The 13282-nt window shown below is 76.4% G+C and carries 14 protein-coding genes; 3 read left to right on the top strand and 11 right to left on the bottom strand.

Annotated features, from left to right (window positions below; all coding sequences use genetic code 11):
* Nucleotides 1–239 precede the first annotated feature (239 nt).
* Nucleotides 240–614, bottom strand: coding sequence for a hypothetical protein (locus FHR77_RS14475; protein WP_167261196.1), 375 nt, complete (start codon nt 612–614; stop codon nt 240–242).
* A 211-nt stretch (nt 615–825) separates the two neighbouring features.
* On the opposite strand from FHR77_RS14475, the gene FHR77_RS14470 reads away from it, so the two are divergent.
* Nucleotides 826–1113 (top strand): hypothetical protein, encoded by a 288-nt coding sequence (locus FHR77_RS14470; protein WP_167261194.1) that lies wholly within the window; start codon nt 826–828, stop codon nt 1111–1113.
* 57 nt (nt 1114–1170) lie between these two features.
* On the opposite strand, the gene FHR77_RS14465 is transcribed toward FHR77_RS14470, so the two are convergent.
* The gene (locus tag FHR77_RS14465) at nt 1171–2130 is read right to left on the bottom strand and encodes a helix-turn-helix transcriptional regulator (RefSeq protein ID WP_167261192.1); all 960 of its coding nucleotides are present in this window, start codon (nt 2128–2130) and stop codon (nt 1171–1173) included.
* A gap of 143 nt (nt 2131–2273) precedes the next feature.
* Between FHR77_RS14465 and FHR77_RS14460 the strand changes: the two genes are divergently transcribed.
* A complete protein-coding gene (locus FHR77_RS14460; protein ID WP_167261190.1) occupies nt 2274–2771 on the top strand; it encodes a glutathione peroxidase in 498 nt (165 codons plus the stop codon).
* Between the two features lie 87 nt (nt 2772–2858).
* Here the strand turns inward: FHR77_RS14460 and FHR77_RS14455 are convergent, their stop codons facing one another.
* The 3 genes from FHR77_RS14455 to FHR77_RS14445 form a co-directional block, all read right to left on the bottom strand.
* Nucleotides 2859–4256: an FtsX-like permease family protein gene (locus tag FHR77_RS14455; RefSeq protein ID WP_167261188.1), complete on the bottom strand. Its 1398-nt coding sequence runs from the start codon at nt 4254–4256 to the stop codon at nt 2859–2861.
* Nucleotides 4253–5068 (bottom strand): ABC transporter ATP-binding protein, encoded by an 816-nt coding sequence (locus tag FHR77_RS14450; RefSeq protein ID WP_167261186.1) that lies wholly within the window; start codon nt 5066–5068, stop codon nt 4253–4255. The genes FHR77_RS14455 and FHR77_RS14450 overlap by 4 nt, the downstream gene beginning before the upstream one ends.
* A gap of 77 nt (nt 5069–5145) precedes the next feature.
* On the bottom strand, nt 5146–5691 hold the full coding sequence (locus tag FHR77_RS14445; protein ID WP_167261184.1) for a hypothetical protein: 546 nt from the start codon (nt 5689–5691) through the stop codon (nt 5146–5148).
* Between the two features lie 225 nt (nt 5692–5916).
* Here FHR77_RS14445 and FHR77_RS14440 point away from each other — a divergent pair, with 225 nt between their 5' ends.
* On the top strand, nt 5917–6519 hold the full coding sequence (locus FHR77_RS14440) for a MarR family winged helix-turn-helix transcriptional regulator (protein WP_167261182.1): 603 nt from the start codon (nt 5917–5919) through the stop codon (nt 6517–6519).
* Nucleotides 6520–6849: 330 nt separating this feature from the next.
* On the opposite strand, the gene FHR77_RS14435 is transcribed toward FHR77_RS14440, so the two are convergent.
* The 6 genes from FHR77_RS14435 to FHR77_RS14410 form a co-directional block, all read right to left on the bottom strand.
* On the bottom strand, nt 6850–7674 hold the full coding sequence (locus tag FHR77_RS14435; RefSeq protein WP_341777396.1) for a glycosyltransferase family 2 protein: 825 nt from the start codon (nt 7672–7674) through the stop codon (nt 6850–6852).
* Nucleotides 7671–9077 carry a PIG-L family deacetylase gene (locus FHR77_RS14430; protein WP_167261181.1) on the bottom strand — a complete coding sequence of 469 codons (1407 nt, stop codon included), beginning with the start codon at nt 9075–9077 and terminating at the stop codon, nt 7671–7673. Before FHR77_RS14430 ends, FHR77_RS14435 begins: the two co-directional genes overlap by 4 nt.
* The gene (locus FHR77_RS14425) at nt 9071–10297 is read right to left on the bottom strand and encodes an acyl-CoA dehydrogenase family protein (RefSeq protein ID WP_208380840.1); all 1227 of its coding nucleotides are present in this window, start codon (nt 10295–10297) and stop codon (nt 9071–9073) included. Before FHR77_RS14425 ends, FHR77_RS14430 begins: the two co-directional genes overlap by 7 nt.
* Nucleotides 10298–10400: 103 nt before the next feature.
* Entirely contained in the window at nt 10401–11771 is a 1371-nt protein-coding gene (locus FHR77_RS14420) for a GNAT family N-acetyltransferase (RefSeq protein WP_056058547.1), read from the bottom strand.
* Between the two features lie 59 nt (nt 11772–11830).
* The gene (locus FHR77_RS14415; protein ID WP_167261179.1) at nt 11831–12544 is read right to left on the bottom strand and encodes a GAF and ANTAR domain-containing protein; all 714 of its coding nucleotides are present in this window, start codon (nt 12542–12544) and stop codon (nt 11831–11833) included.
* A complete protein-coding gene (locus tag FHR77_RS14410) occupies nt 12541–13254 on the bottom strand; it encodes an ANTAR domain-containing protein (protein ID WP_307803230.1) in 714 nt (237 codons plus the stop codon). The genes FHR77_RS14415 and FHR77_RS14410 overlap by 4 nt, the downstream gene beginning before the upstream one ends.
* Nucleotides 13255–13282 lie beyond the last annotated feature (28 nt).

Raw genomic sequence — 13282 nt, 5'->3', positions numbered from 1 at the left:
CGGCCGCGCTGCTGAACCAGACCTTCAAGACCGACGCCGTCCAGGACGAGATGCTCGTCGGAGTCGCGAAGATCACCGTCGCCACCAAGTAGCACCCGAGGGCTCGCGCCCCGACGACGGAAGGCCCGCCCTGCTCACGCAGGGCGGGCCTTCCGTCGTCGGGGCGACCGGTCGCGGGCGCCGGGGTCGGCCGGGGCCGACCGGGCTCCGGCCCCGGGCCGGGCCGGGCCCGGGCCGGCTCAGCCCTCGGGCGAGCTGATCTCGACCGGCGTGAACTCGTCCGCCTCGAGGGGCACGACCGCGACGGGGCTGCCGCCGCTCGGCGTGGCCACGGGGTCGGGGCCCGAGATCTGCAGGCCGCGCCGGCCCACGTCGGCGACCAGCGCCTCGTCGGTCAGCTCGTCGCCGTGCCACGGCTCGTGCGAGACGAGCATCTGGCTCGAGGGGCCGAGCAGCAGCTGGAAGCGTCGCTCCTCGCCGTCGACGTCGATGCCGGGCAGGTCGACCGAGTCGGACCGCCCGCGGAGGGCGAGGGCGCGCGCGTAGGCGACCACCGCCTCCGCGATGTCGTCGCCCGTGACCACGTGGCCCTCGACGTAGTGGAGGCGCTTCACGGCTGGGCCACGGCCTGGGGTGTCTGCATGCCCCTCACGCTACGCGCGGAGGGCCCTGAGCCCCCGGCCGTCCGACGACGGCACACCCTGTTCGCATCGGGGACGACCAGCCTGCCTGGTCCGGTGCCGCCTCCCTAGGTTGAGGAGGCGCCGTCGCACGACGTCGCGCACGACACTGCGAGGCTGGCCGATCCTCGAGGAACGAGGAGACGTGAGCACCAGCACGACCACGACCACGACCACGAGCGACCCGGCCTCCGCCCCAGCCCCGGGCGCCGCCGGGCTCGACGAGGCCGCGAGCAGCTACGTCTCCGACCCCGAGACCCGGCCCGTGCGCATCCAGGGCTACCCGAAGCGCCGCCCCGCGCGCGACGCACGCCTCGCGGTGGTGCCTCCCCTGGGCCGACGCCGGTCGGTCGCGGCCGGGCCCTCGTACGGCGACTTCTTCGCCGAGGCCTCCCCCGCGGCCTCGGGCGGCTCCGCCGACGCCGGCGCCTGACGACTGACTCCTGACGCCCGCCTGGAGACGGGCACCCGACCGGCCCGCCTCGCCGACCTACGCGCGCTGCAGCGTGTCGCGCGGGTACTCCCCGAAGCGCTTCACGTACGCCGCGCTGAACCGCCCGAGGTGCGCGAACGCCCAGCGGCGGGCCACCTCGGCCACCGTGACGCGGTCGGGCGACCCGGCCCGCAGCTCCTCGTGGACGCGCTCGAGGCGCACCCCCCGCAGGTACTCCGTGGGCGTGGTCTCGAGGTGGCGGCTGAACGACTGCTGCAGCCCCCGCGCCGTGAGGCCGGCGTGCTGGGCGACGTCGGCGGCCGTGATGGGCAGGTGGGCGTGGGCGTGCACGTACTCGACCGCGCTCCGCAGCGAGGCGTTCCGGGGCGCGAGCAGCGCCTCCGGCAGGCTCGTCGACGAGTGGCTGAAGGTGTCGAGCATCGCGACGGCGGCGAGCCGGGCCATCTCGGCGCGCATCATCGGCGCGATCTCGCCGCCGAGGTAGGTCTGGGCGATGAGCCGCACCGTGCTGTTCCAGGTGCGGAGCGCCGCGGGCGAGGGCGGCACGGAGTGGTCGAAGTGGAGCGAGCCGGGGGCCGCGCCCTCCCGCTCGGCGGCGACCTCGTGCAGCAGCACGTCGTCGACGTGCACGAGGTTCTGCTCGAAGTCGGCGTAGCGGAACGAGAACGGCCGCCCGTGCGGGAACACCACGGGCACGCCGACCTCGATGTGCACCTCGTCGCGCCCGAGGTCCATCACGGCACGGCCGCGGCTCAGCCACTGGACGATGTGCTCGCCGGGGGGCTCGATCGTGCCGGTGATCTCGCCGGAGAACTTCGAGGTGCGGAGCGTCAGGTCGGGGTCGCCGGTGGCGGAGTGACGGTACGAGAAATCGAGCTCCGTCGCGCGCGCGACGAGCCCTGTGCCGTTGTAGCCCTGCTCGAAGACGGCGACGGCCTCGTCGAGGTCGGTGCCGGCCGCTTCGATGCGGACGCGATCGTCGCCCTCGTCACCCATCAGACACGAGTGAACAGCGAGGGAGGCGCGGGTGACAACTCGGGGAGGGGGGCTTGACCGAGGGGGCCGCGTCGTGCATGCCGCACAGCCCGGTCGCAGCGAGCCCTCCGGTGGCGCCCGGCCCCCGGGCGTACGGTCAGCCCATGACCACTCTGGACGACATCGACCTGACCACCCTCCGCGGCGAGCGCACGCGCTTCGGGGCCTTCACCGACAAGGTCGTGCTGGTCGTGAACGTCGCCTCCCGCTGCGGCCTGGCGCCTCAGTACGAGAAGCTCGAGCAGCTGCAGCGGACCTACGGCGAGCGCGGCTTCACGGTCGTGGGCTTCCCCAGCAACCAGTTCCTGCAGGAGCTCGGCTCGGCCGAGGCGATCGACGAGTACTGCTCGGCGACCTGGGGCGTGACCTTCCCGATGATGGAGAAGGTGCGCGTGAACGGCAAGGCGGAGCACCCGCTCTACACGGAGCTGAAGAAGACGCCCGACGCGGCGGGCAAGGCCGGCAAGGTGAAGTGGAACTTCGAGAAGTTCGTCGTCACCCCCGACGGCGCGGTGCACCGCTTCCGCCCGACCACCGAGCCCGACGACCCGGCGGTCGTCGCGGTGATCGAGGCGGCGCTGCCGACGCCCGCCGGGGCGTAGGCCCGGGGCCGGCCGGCTCGGGCCCGGCCGGCTCGGGGCCGGTCGGCTCGGGCCCGCGCTCGGGCCCGGGCCCGGCCCGGCCTCCGGTCAGGCGACCGCGGTCGCCACGACCGGGGGCACCGACGTCGCTCGGCGGGCGGGCACGGCCGACGACACGAGCGCCAGGGCCGCGGCGGCGACCACGAGGGCCACGACGAGCCCGACGGGCACCTGGGGCACCACGAGCTCGCCGGCCGCCGAGCCGAGCAGCGACTGCGCGCCCGCCCAGCCGTAGACGACGCCGAGCAGCAGCCCGAGCAGCACCGCGGCGACGGTCATCTGAGCGGCCTCGAGCAGCACCATCAGCCTCACCTGCCGGGCCGTGGCGCCGAGGGTGCGCAGCAGGCCGAGCTCGCGGCGACGCTGCAGCACGCTGAGCGACACGTCGTTGACGAGGCCGACGGCGGCGATGAGGGCAGAGAACCCGACGAGCGCCGTGACGACGAGCAGGGTCGTGCTGAACAGCGCGTCGAGCTCGGCGAAGTACTCCGGGTCGGCGGCCGTCATGCTCTCGATGAAGGCGCGCAGCGTGCCGAGGGCGACCGCGAGGGTCGAGACGAGCGTGACGCCGATCACGATGCCGACCGTGGCCCGCGTGCTGCGCTCGGGGTGGCGCACGGCGTTCTCCGCCGCGAGCCGGGCCACGGCGCCGCCGCCGGCGAGCCGGCCGACGCTGCGCAGCGCGAGGGGCATCACGAGGTGCGCCCCGACGACGACCCCGGTGAACGACACGACGCCGCCGAGGAAGGCCACGACGACGCCGGTCGCGTCGGCGAGGCCGGTCACGACGCCGGCGGCGAGCAGCGCCCCGCCGCCGACGACGAGGGCGGCGCTGACGACGGTCCGCAGCACGCGGCGCGGGGCCTCGTGGGCCGGCGACTCCTGCGCGGTGCCGATCGCCTGCAGCGGCGTGACCGCGAGGACCTTCCGCGAGCCGACCCAGGCGGCGGCGAGGGTGGTGGCGACGACCACGACGGCCGGGGCCAGGGCGGTGGCCGACACCACGGAGTACGGCAGGTCGGGCAGCGTGCCGCGGCCGACCAGCACGGCGACCGCGACGACGACGAGCACGCTGCCGAGCACGGCGCCGAGGGCGGCGCCGACGAGGCCGACGACGAGCCCCTCGCCTGCGACGGCCCGGCGCTGCTGGCGGGAGGAGGAGCCGAGGAGGCGCATCAGCGCGATCGTGGAGGTGCGGCCCGCGACGATGGTCGCGAAGGTGTTCGCGGTGACGACGGCGCCGACGTACAGGGCGATCCCGATCACCACGACGGCGACGACCCCGAGCATCTGGCCGACGGTGGCGCTGTCGCCGGCGACGGGGTCGGCGCGGAGGGCCTGGTCGAGCACCCGGGTCGCGCCGACGAGGGCGACGCCGAACGTGGTGGCGAGGGTCGTGACGAGGATGCTCGGGCGGTGCTCGGCCAGGAGCTCGCGGGCGCTCACGCGGCGGCCTCGAGCTCGAGCATGACGGCGGAGACCTCGGCGGGCGTGCTGCGGCCGACCTCGTGCACGACGCGGCCGTCGGCGAGGAAGACGACGCGGTCGGCGTAGCTGGCGGCCACCGGGTCGTGGGTGACCATCGCGATGCTCTGGCCGTGCTCGCGCGACGCCGCGGCGAGCACCTCGAGCACGGCGCGCCCGGTGCGCGAGTCGAGGTTGCCGGTCGGCTCGTCGGCGAAGACCAGGTCGGGCCGCGTGGCGAGGGCGCGCACGATGGCGACGCGCTGCTGCTGCCCGCCCGAGAGCTGGTGGGGCCGGTGGCCGAGGCGCTGGCCGAGGCCCAGGGTCTCGACGAGGCGGTCGATCCAGGCGCGCTCGTCGGCGTCGGGGCGGCGCCCGTCGAGGCGGAACGGCAGCTCGACGTTGCCGGTCACGTCGAGGGTCGGCACGAGGTTGAACGCCTGGAAGACGAAGCCGACGCGGCGACGACGCAGCAGGGTGAGGGCCGTGTCGTCGAGGTGCGTGATGTCGGTGTCGCCGAGCAGCACCTGCCCCGAGGTGGCGGTGTCGAGGCCGGCGGCGAGGTGCATGAGGGTCGACTTGCCCGACCCGCTCGGCCCCATCACGGCGGTGAACTCGCCGGCCAGGAGCTCGAGCGACACGCCTCGCAGCGCCTCGACGCGGCCGTCGCCCCGGCCGTAGGTCTTCGAGACGTCGGCGAGGCGGGCGACCGGCCCCGCGCCTCCGGCGGGGGCGGACGGAGCGGAGGAGTCGCGGGCCGGCTGTGCGGGGCGGGCGGCGGTGGGGTGCGTCACGGGGGGCCTTCCGGGGAGGAGGTGGGAGGGGAGTCGGGGTCGGTGCGGGCGGGGCGGGTGCGGGCGCGGTCGCGGGGTCAGCCGCGGAGCGTGCCCGAGCCGTCGTCGCCGGGGACGGGCTCGGCGGTGGTCCAGCCGAGCCAGCGGTCGCCGACCTGCGCGGTGACGCGGCCGTCACCGCAGCTGACGAGGCCCGTGGCGGGCAGGCCGTCGGGCAGCACCTCGGGCTCGAGGGCGGGGCCGCCGAGGTCGCCGTCGACGGGCTCGCAGGCGGCGAGGTCGACGCCGTCGGCGCTGGTGAAGCTGATCTCGTAGCCCGGCTGCGAGGTGTGCAGGCGCACGTCGATGTCGCGGGCGTCGGAGGGCACCCACTCGGGCAGGAACCAGGCCACGTCGTCGGAGTTCGACGGGCGGGGCGCCTCCACGGCGGTGTCGAAGTGACGCTCCTGGACCGGGGCGGAGCCGACGGCGGCGAGCGCGGCGTCGGTGATCGCGGAGCAGCCGGTGAGGGCGACGACGGAGAGGGCGGCGGAGGCGACGAGCGCGAGGCGCGCGGCGCGGCGGGCGGGGCGGACGGGGCGGACGGGGCGAGCGGCGGGGCCGGCGGCGGAGGTCTTCTGCATGGATCCATCGTCGCCGCGGGGCGGGGGCGGCCGACATGACGGCACCACCCGGAGCGGGACGGGGGTTGTCCCCCCTGCCGGCGCTCGCGCTGCCGAGCCGCCCAGTAGTGGGGGTATCTCGACGGTCGAGATTCACGGAACATGAGAGGCACGGGGAGGCCACGGACGGCGTCCCCACCCCGACCGGGCGCCGACAGGCCGCCCCCAGACCGGAGCACCATGACGATGACCACGGCCACGGACGGCCAGACCTCGACCACCCTCCCGGCTCCCGACGCGCCCTCGCCCGCCGACGAGACGGAGCTCGGGCACGACCCCGAGCTCGACCCCGAGGTCGACGAGGACCCGCTCGCGGCCCTCGACCGGCCGCCCTTCTCCGAGGTCGACGCGGAGCTCGACCTCGACCGCCTGCTGAACTCGTTCCGGCTGCTGATGCTGCACCACTCGCGGGTGCTGAGCCACCAGGGCGGTCAGCACGGGCTCGGGCTCACCGACCTGCGGTTCCTGTTCTACGTGTCGGCCGCGGGCGACGCGGTGACGCCGAAGCGCGCCGCGGAGTACCTCGAGCTGTCGAGCGGCGCCATGACGAACCTCGTCGACCGGCTGATCGACAGCGGGCACCTCGACCGTCGCCCGAACCCGGGCGACCGTCGCAGCGTGATCGTCAGCCTCACCGAGGAGGGCCGCGCGGCCGCGATCGAGATCGCCGGCGTCTACCGCCGCTCGTTCAGCGAGGTCTTCAGCGCGCCGCAGTACCGCGGCATGGCGGACGCCTTCCTCGACTTCGGTGCGGCGCTGGACCGCAACGGGGCGCTGCCCGCCGAGTAGTCGCGTCGCGGGTCGGCCGCGCCGCGTGCGGGCCGCGCCGCGTGCCGGCCAGCACGAGACGGGCCAGAAATGTCGATCCACTCCGGAGTGGAGGACGACGCCGACGGAGGATCCCCGCGTGCCCGCTGCTCCACTCTGGAGTGGATCGACGTTTCTCGACCACGACGTCCTGGCCGGCCATCGCAGCAGCGGGCCAGCCGCGCCGCGCCGGTCGACGACGTCGAGGCGACCCTTCCTGGGGCCTCCGTGCGGAGGAGGGCCCGGGAAGGGTCACCTCGATGCGCGGCGCGGCGCGGCGCCGGGCGTCGGCGCCGGCGCCGACGCCGGCGCTCAGGCGAGCAGGTCGTTCGCGAGGTAGCCCGCGTAGCCGCCGCGCGTGCGGCCGACACGACGCCCCGAGGTCAGCACCTCGCCCGCCTCCGACGCCAGCAGGGTCGCCCCCGCCGCGCGCAGCCGCCCGACGAGCGTCACGTCCTCGTGCAGGTCGAGGTCGCCGAAGCCCCCCGCCTCCGCGTAGCGCGACGCCCGCACCCCGAGGTTCGCCCCGTGCACGTGCCCGTTCGGCCGCCCGGGCGTGTGGCGGGCCGTCCAGGCGGCGACCTGCTCCCGGCTCAGGTCGGCGAAGTCGGGCCGGACGGTGCCGACCACGACGTCCGCCCCGGCGTCGGCCTCGTCGAGCTGTGACGTCAGCCAGGCCGGCGGCACCTGCGAGTCGGCGTCGGTGTTGGCGATCCACACGCGGTCCGCGGCGGTCGCGGGCCCGTCGTCCGGCCCGTCGCCCGTGCCCTCGCCCCGGCCCAGCTCCGCGAGAGCCCACTCGACCCCGGCCGAGCGCGCGAGCCCGACGTTGTGGACGCTGGTCTCGAGCACGGTGACTCCCGGCACGGCCCGGGCGAGCCGCACGGTGTCGTCCGTGCAGCCGTCGGCCACGACGACGACGACGACCCGCGCCTCCGGGCGCTCCTCGACCAGACGACGCCGCGCCTCGGCGACGGAGGCGAGGCAGCGCTCGATCAGCTCCTGCTCGTCGCGGGCCGGCACGACGACGGCGACCCCGACGACCGGGGCCGGCGAGGAGTCGCGGGCCGGCTCCGCGACGGAGGCCCGGTCGCGCGCGTCGTCGGCGGGCACGGCGCAGGGCGCGGGCGCGCTCACCGGAGGCCCGTCCGCTCGGCGACGGACCGGCCGTCGAGCGAGAACACGTCGAGCAGGAAGTCGGCCTCGACGTGCTGCACCACGCGGCGCAGCCCGGCGCGCTCGGCCCAGTCGGCCAGCACGGCGTGCACCTCGTCGCCTCCCTGGGCGAAGTCGTCGGCACCGTGCCGCCAGTGGCAGGCCACGAGCGTGCCGGTCGCCGTCAGCGCGGCGGCGACGCCGTCGAGCAGGGCGGTCAGCGCACCGGGCTCGAGGTAGTAGCCGACCTCGCCGAGCACGACGAGGTCCCAGCGCCCCTCGGGCAGCCCCTCGGAGGCGTCGGCGCGCTCCACCCGCACGTGCGGCTGGTCGGCGAGCCGCTCGCGGGCACGCAGCACGGCCACCGGCGAGACGTCGAGCGCGAGCACCCGGTCGGCCCGGGCGGCGAGCTCGCTCGTCACGACGCCGATCGAGCAGCCGACCTCGAGCACCGCGCCGTACCGCTCGTCGGGCAGGGCCCCGAGCACCAGGGCGCGCTTGCGCCGCTCGTACCACCGCGTCGTGACGCCCCACGGGTCGTCGCGGGCGGCGTGCGTCCCGTCGAAGCGCGAGGCGTCGTCGGCGGGGGCGTCATCACCAGCGGCGGGCACGTCCGCGGGCACGCCGTCGGGCACCGAGCGCACGAACACGTCGCGCCCCGCGGCGAAGTGGGCGAGGAACTCCGGCCGCAGCACCGCCTCGTCGCCGGGGCGCGCGGAGAGCGGCCTGACCTGGCTGACGTAGCGGGCGAGGGCGTGCTGGCGCGCGACCCGCGCCTCCTCGTCCACCGTCAGCTGGACCAGCTGCGCCCACGGCACGTCGGGGTGGTCGGGCGAGCCCCAGTGCCACATCCAGACCGGGTACTCGAGCAGCTCGGGCGCCGGGTGCGCTCCGGCGACGACCTCGGCCGCCACCTCGCCGAGCACGCGGTGGTCGCGGTGCCCGTCGCCGCGCCAGGTCGACACGACCGCGGAGGGAGCGAGCTCGTCGACGAGGTCGACGAGCCGGTCGCGCACGGCCTCGCGGTGCTCACGCACGGCCCCGTCGGGCACGCCGAGCATCACGAGCCGGACCCCGGGGCCGAGCTCGTCGAGGGCCGCCCTGGCCTCGCGGCGCCGGACCTCGCCGAGCTCGGCGCTCGTCGTCGTCTCCGACGCCGGGTGCGAGGCGGTGCCGTCCGTGACGACGACGACCGTCACGGGCTGCCCCCGCCGGGCGGCGGCGGCGATCAGCGAGCCGGCGCCGAGCGTCTCGTCGTCGGCGTGGGCCGCGAGCACGAGCAGGGAGCCGGGGAGGCGCGGTGCCGCCGGCAGCGCCGCCAGGCGCGGGTCGGCCTCCCACGTCGCGACGGAGGTGCCGGGCTCGCGGGCGTCGAAGCTCACCACGGGTCCACCCCCTCCCCCGCGGCGTCGACCCCGTCGGCGGGCCCCACGGACCCGACCGCGAGGTCGAGCGCGCGCTCGCGGACGGCGCCGCCGAGCGACGCCTCGTCCTTCTCCGCGTGGTGCTGGCGCAGGTACAGCTCGAGGTCGGCGACGCGGGCGGCGTGCGCCGCGTCGAGCGCCAGGGGCGCGGGCCCGAGGGCCCGGCCGACGGCGGTGAGCACGTCGTCGGCGGCGCGGGCCACCGTGCCCCGCACCCGCTTGGCGAGGAGGCGCCCTTCGCGACCGGTGGCCTCGCCCGCGTCGACGAGGTCGGCGGCCTCGGCGAGCGCACGCCGCGCGTCGCCGAGGCGCTCGTCGACCACCCCGAGCGCGCGGAACCGCCAGGGGTCGGGCTCGCGGCCGACCGTCGCGACGTGGAGGGTGCGGGCGACGCCGACCGCTCCGCCGTACCAGCAGGCGGCGACGCCGATGCCGCCCCACTCGAAGCCCGGGCGGCGCAGGTACCAGCCGGGCTCGCCGACCGGGCTCGCCGCGACGTCGTCGAAGCGGACGGGGCCGGAGGGGATGTCGACCAGGCCGCGGGCGTGCCACGTGCCCGGGACGACCTCGACGCCGGGCTGGTGCAGGTCGACCGCGAAGAGACGGCGCTCGTCGCCCGCCCAGGCGGTGACGAGAGCGGCGTCGAGCTGGCCGGCGAGGGAGCACCACGGCTTGACGCCGGTGAGCGTCCAGCGCTCGGGGGCGGCGGTCGCGGCGCCGCTGGCAGCGGGGGCGGCGGGGTCGGCGGAGTCGGGGTCGACAGCGACGGCCGGGGCACGTGTGGCGTCGAGCCGCACCCCCGGGCCCTCGGCGGCGAAGACGCCCCAGACCGGCCCGGCCGCGGAGGCCCGGCCACCCGAGCCAGCGGCGTCTGCGGAGCCCGCGACGTCCGTAGCGGCCGGCGCCACCTGCCCGGCCTCCCGCGCCTGCTCGAGGACGGCCGCCGCGTCGAGGTGCGGCTCGACGGCCCGCGCCGCGGAGAGGTCGTGGGCGGCGAGCGTGGCCAGCGCGCGCCAGAGGTCGGCGGTGTGGCCGGTGCCGGGGGCGGGCACCGCGCCTCCCCGCCGTGCGGGGTCGGTCAGGCTCGCGGCGAGGCCCAGGGCCTCGGCGACGGAGGCCGGCAGGTGAGCACGGACGAAGGAGGTCGTCGACCCTGGCGGGACGGCGCGCGACAAGTGCATGCTCCGACCGTACGGGGCGTGCACGGCCTGCACCCAGCGTTGTCCCCCACAGAGGGCACGGCGGCGTGTGCGCTCCCGGCCGCCCGAGCGGCCGGGCCCGCCGTCAGAACGAGGTGATGCCGTGCAGCGGCCGGTCGGGCGCGAGCATCGCCCGGAGCGACTGCACCGCGCCCGCGCGGCGCTCGCGGACGAGCCCGGCCCCGGCGAGCGTCACGGGGTCGACGCCGCCGAGCCAGAGCGAGCCCAGCGTGGCGACGTCGAGGTCGAGGTCGGCCCGGCGGACGCCCGCGCGCTTGACGGTCGCCGAGCCGCCCTCGCTCGTGACCCGGAAGGTGCCGGCGGCGTGCCCCAGGGCGTCGGCGACCGCGAGCGTGACGACCCCGTCGGCCGACCACGGCCTGGCCTGCAGCGCCGCCACGGGGTCGAGCACGCGCAGCCAGACGTGGTCCTCGTCGTGGGTGATGCGCATCGCGCGGGGGTCGACCAGCGCGTGCAGCAGCGGGTCGGCCTGGGGAGCCTGCTCGTAGCGGACGGTGTCGACGAGGTCGACCTCGAGCAGCAGCTGCCAGAGGCCGAGGTACGCGTCGTCGCTCGCCGCCACGAGATCGGTGACGATCAGCACGGTCGTGGCGCCCTCGTCGAGCTTGTAGGTGACGTAGCCGTCGACCGCGCCCGCGGGGTCACGGTGCACCGCGGCGCGGATCGCGGGGTCGGAGACGCCGCCCGGCCGGCCGCCGTGCAGCCGGTGCGACCAGACGCCCTCGTGCCGGTCGATCGACCCCGGGCTGCGGCGGTGGAACCGGGCGAAGACCTCGCGGGCCGTCGCCTCGAACGCCTCGTCGCGGGCGACCAGGTCGACGCTGCCCGCGGGCTCGGAGAGCAGGCCGGAGGCGCGGCGCCGGTCGACCTCGACCTTGCGTTCGCGGGTGGCCGGCCCGAACCCGAACCGGCGGTAGATCACGCCCTCGCTGGCGGTCAGCGCGGCCACCGCGAGGCCCGCGCCCTTCGCGGCGGCGAGGTCGTCGGTCATCAACCTGCGGAGGATGCCCCGACGGCGGTAGGTCGGCTGCACGGTCACGCCCGAGACGAGGTGCGCGTCGAGGAGGCGCCCGCCGCCGACGTTGATCGAGCGGGTGAGGCTGACGAAGGTGCCCACGGGCACTCCGGACGCGGCGAGGGAGCCCTCCCGCGCCTCCTTCGCGTAGACGCCCGTGTAAAGCCGGCCGTCGACGACGCCGCGCTGCGTCTCGCGGCCGATCGTGCCGGCGTCGGGCTCAGCGTTGTGGAAGCCGAGGGTGACCGCCCGCGTCCAGGCCGTCGAGTCGGCGTCGGCGCGCGGGTCGGCGGGCGCGGCGCCGTCGCCCGCGGCGTCGCCGGCGGCACCGTCAGCGTCGTCGCCCGCATCGGCGACCGGGGTCGGCTCGAGCGCGGCGGGGAAGGAACGGATGTCGAAGTCGTCGTCGAAGGGAGCCACGACGGCCAGCGTAGGGCGCGCCGCCGACGCTGTCGTCGGCCGGAGGGAGGAGCCGACGGCTAGAGCGTCAGCCGCCGCTCCACGAGCCCGCGGGCGACGTCGGCGAGGCGCGTGCGGGTGCGCCGCGCATGCGACCGCATCAGCTCGAAGGCCTGGTCGGTGCTGACGTCGTGCGTGTGGGCGAGCACGCCCTTCGCCTGCTCGATGACGACGCGGGTGGTCAGCGCCGACTGCAGCTGGGCCTGGACGGCGGTGCTCTCGCGCAGCGTCCTCTCCTGCACGATGCCGATGGTCGCGACGTCGGCGAGCGCCTGCGCCACGCGCACGTCGCGCTCGTTGAGCTCTCCGGGCTCGTGCCGCAGCAGGTTGAGCGTGCCGATCACGGTCTCGCGGAGGCGCAGGGGCACGGCGTGCACCGAGCGGAAGCCCTGCTCGCGCGCGACGCGGGCGAAGCGCGGCCAGCGGGCGTCGCCCTCGTCGAGCGAGGTGACCGAGACGACCTTGGCGGTGCGGAAGCACTCCCAGCAGGGCCCCTCCTCCGCGTCGAGCTGCATGGTCTCGACGAGCGAGGTCGCCTCGCTCGTCGAGGCGACGACCTCGAGCTCGCCCGAGTCGTCGGCGAGCAGGATGCCCCCCTCCGAGACGTCGAGCAGGTCGCGGCAGGTCTCGACGAGCGACTGCAGCAGCTCGATGACGTCGAAGCCCGCGACGAGCGAGTCGGCCAGGGTGGTGAAGGCGTCGACGAGAGCGGCCTCCCGTGTGGATTCCGTCATGATGACTCCTCGATGCCCGTGGGGCGTGTGGCGAAGCTGAGGCGACCGGCCAGGACGTCGTCGGCGACCTCGCGCATCGACGTCCCGGTGGCGAAGGCGTGGCCCTGCAGCAGCAGCTCGGCGTCCTCGGGCGAGACGCCGACCTGGGCGAGCACCATGCCGGTGGCCTGGTGGACGTGCCGGCGCGAGAAGCGGTCGGTCACGGCGTCGTCGTGCTGCTCGTCGGCGATCTCGCGGACGGCGGCGCGCAGCAGGTGGCGGCTGACCTCGCGGGCCAGGGCGGAGGCGCGGAGGGCGTGCTCGTCGCTCAGGTCGTGCGCGTGGTCGCACCAGAGGTCCATGGCGCCGAGCGCGAGCGGGCCGAGCAGCAGGGGGAAGGCGAAGAGGGCACCGATCGGCTCGTCGGCGAGCGCCCGCGAGAACGCGGGCCAGACGCGCACGGGCGAGCCCGCGACGTCGGGCTCGAGCACCGGTCGGCGGGCGGCGACGGCGTCCCAGCAGGGGCCCTCGCCGAGGTCGAACTGCAGCTCGTCGAGCCGCGCGGCCTGGTCGTCGGTGGCGGCGACCGTCCCGGTGGGCAGCAGGTCGCCCATCGTCGCGATGGAGAGGCCCGTCACGGGCAGGGCGCCGAGCAACGGACGAGCCAGGTCGCCCCCGGTCGAGGAGGCGCGGCGCAGCTCGGCCACGGCCGTCACCATCTCGTCGTCCACGTCGCTGCTCCCTGCACACTCCGGTCTC

Origin of the sequence: Frigoribacterium endophyticum, assembly GCF_011759585.1 — a bacterium.
In the GTDB taxonomy this organism is placed as follows: Bacteria; Actinomycetota; Actinomycetes; order Actinomycetales; family Microbacteriaceae; genus Frigoribacterium; species Frigoribacterium endophyticum.
This window is presented reverse-complemented; position numbering and strand designations above follow the sequence as displayed.

What these genes read in the sequence shown, in the direction of transcription:
- FHR77_RS14445 (WP_167261184.1), bottom strand. Translation starts at nt 5,691, where the DNA reads ATGCAGAAGACCTCCGCCGCCGGCCCCGCCGCTCGCCCCGTCCGCCCC.
- FHR77_RS14415 (WP_167261179.1), bottom strand. Translation starts at nt 12,544, where the DNA reads ATGACGGAATCCACACGGGAGGCCGCTCTCGTCGACGCCTTCACCACC.
- FHR77_RS14440 (WP_167261182.1), top strand. Translation starts at nt 5,917, where the DNA reads ATGACCACGGCCACGGACGGCCAGACCTCGACCACCCTCCCGGCTCCC.
- FHR77_RS14465 (WP_167261192.1), bottom strand. Translation starts at nt 2,130, where the DNA reads ATGGGTGACGAGGGCGACGATCGCGTCCGCATCGAAGCGGCCGGCACC.
- FHR77_RS14425 (WP_208380840.1), bottom strand. Translation starts at nt 10,297, where the DNA reads ATGCACTTGTCGCGCGCCGTCCCGCCAGGGTCGACGACCTCCTTCGTC.
- FHR77_RS14460 (WP_167261190.1), top strand. Translation starts at nt 2,274, where the DNA reads ATGACCACTCTGGACGACATCGACCTGACCACCCTCCGCGGCGAGCGC.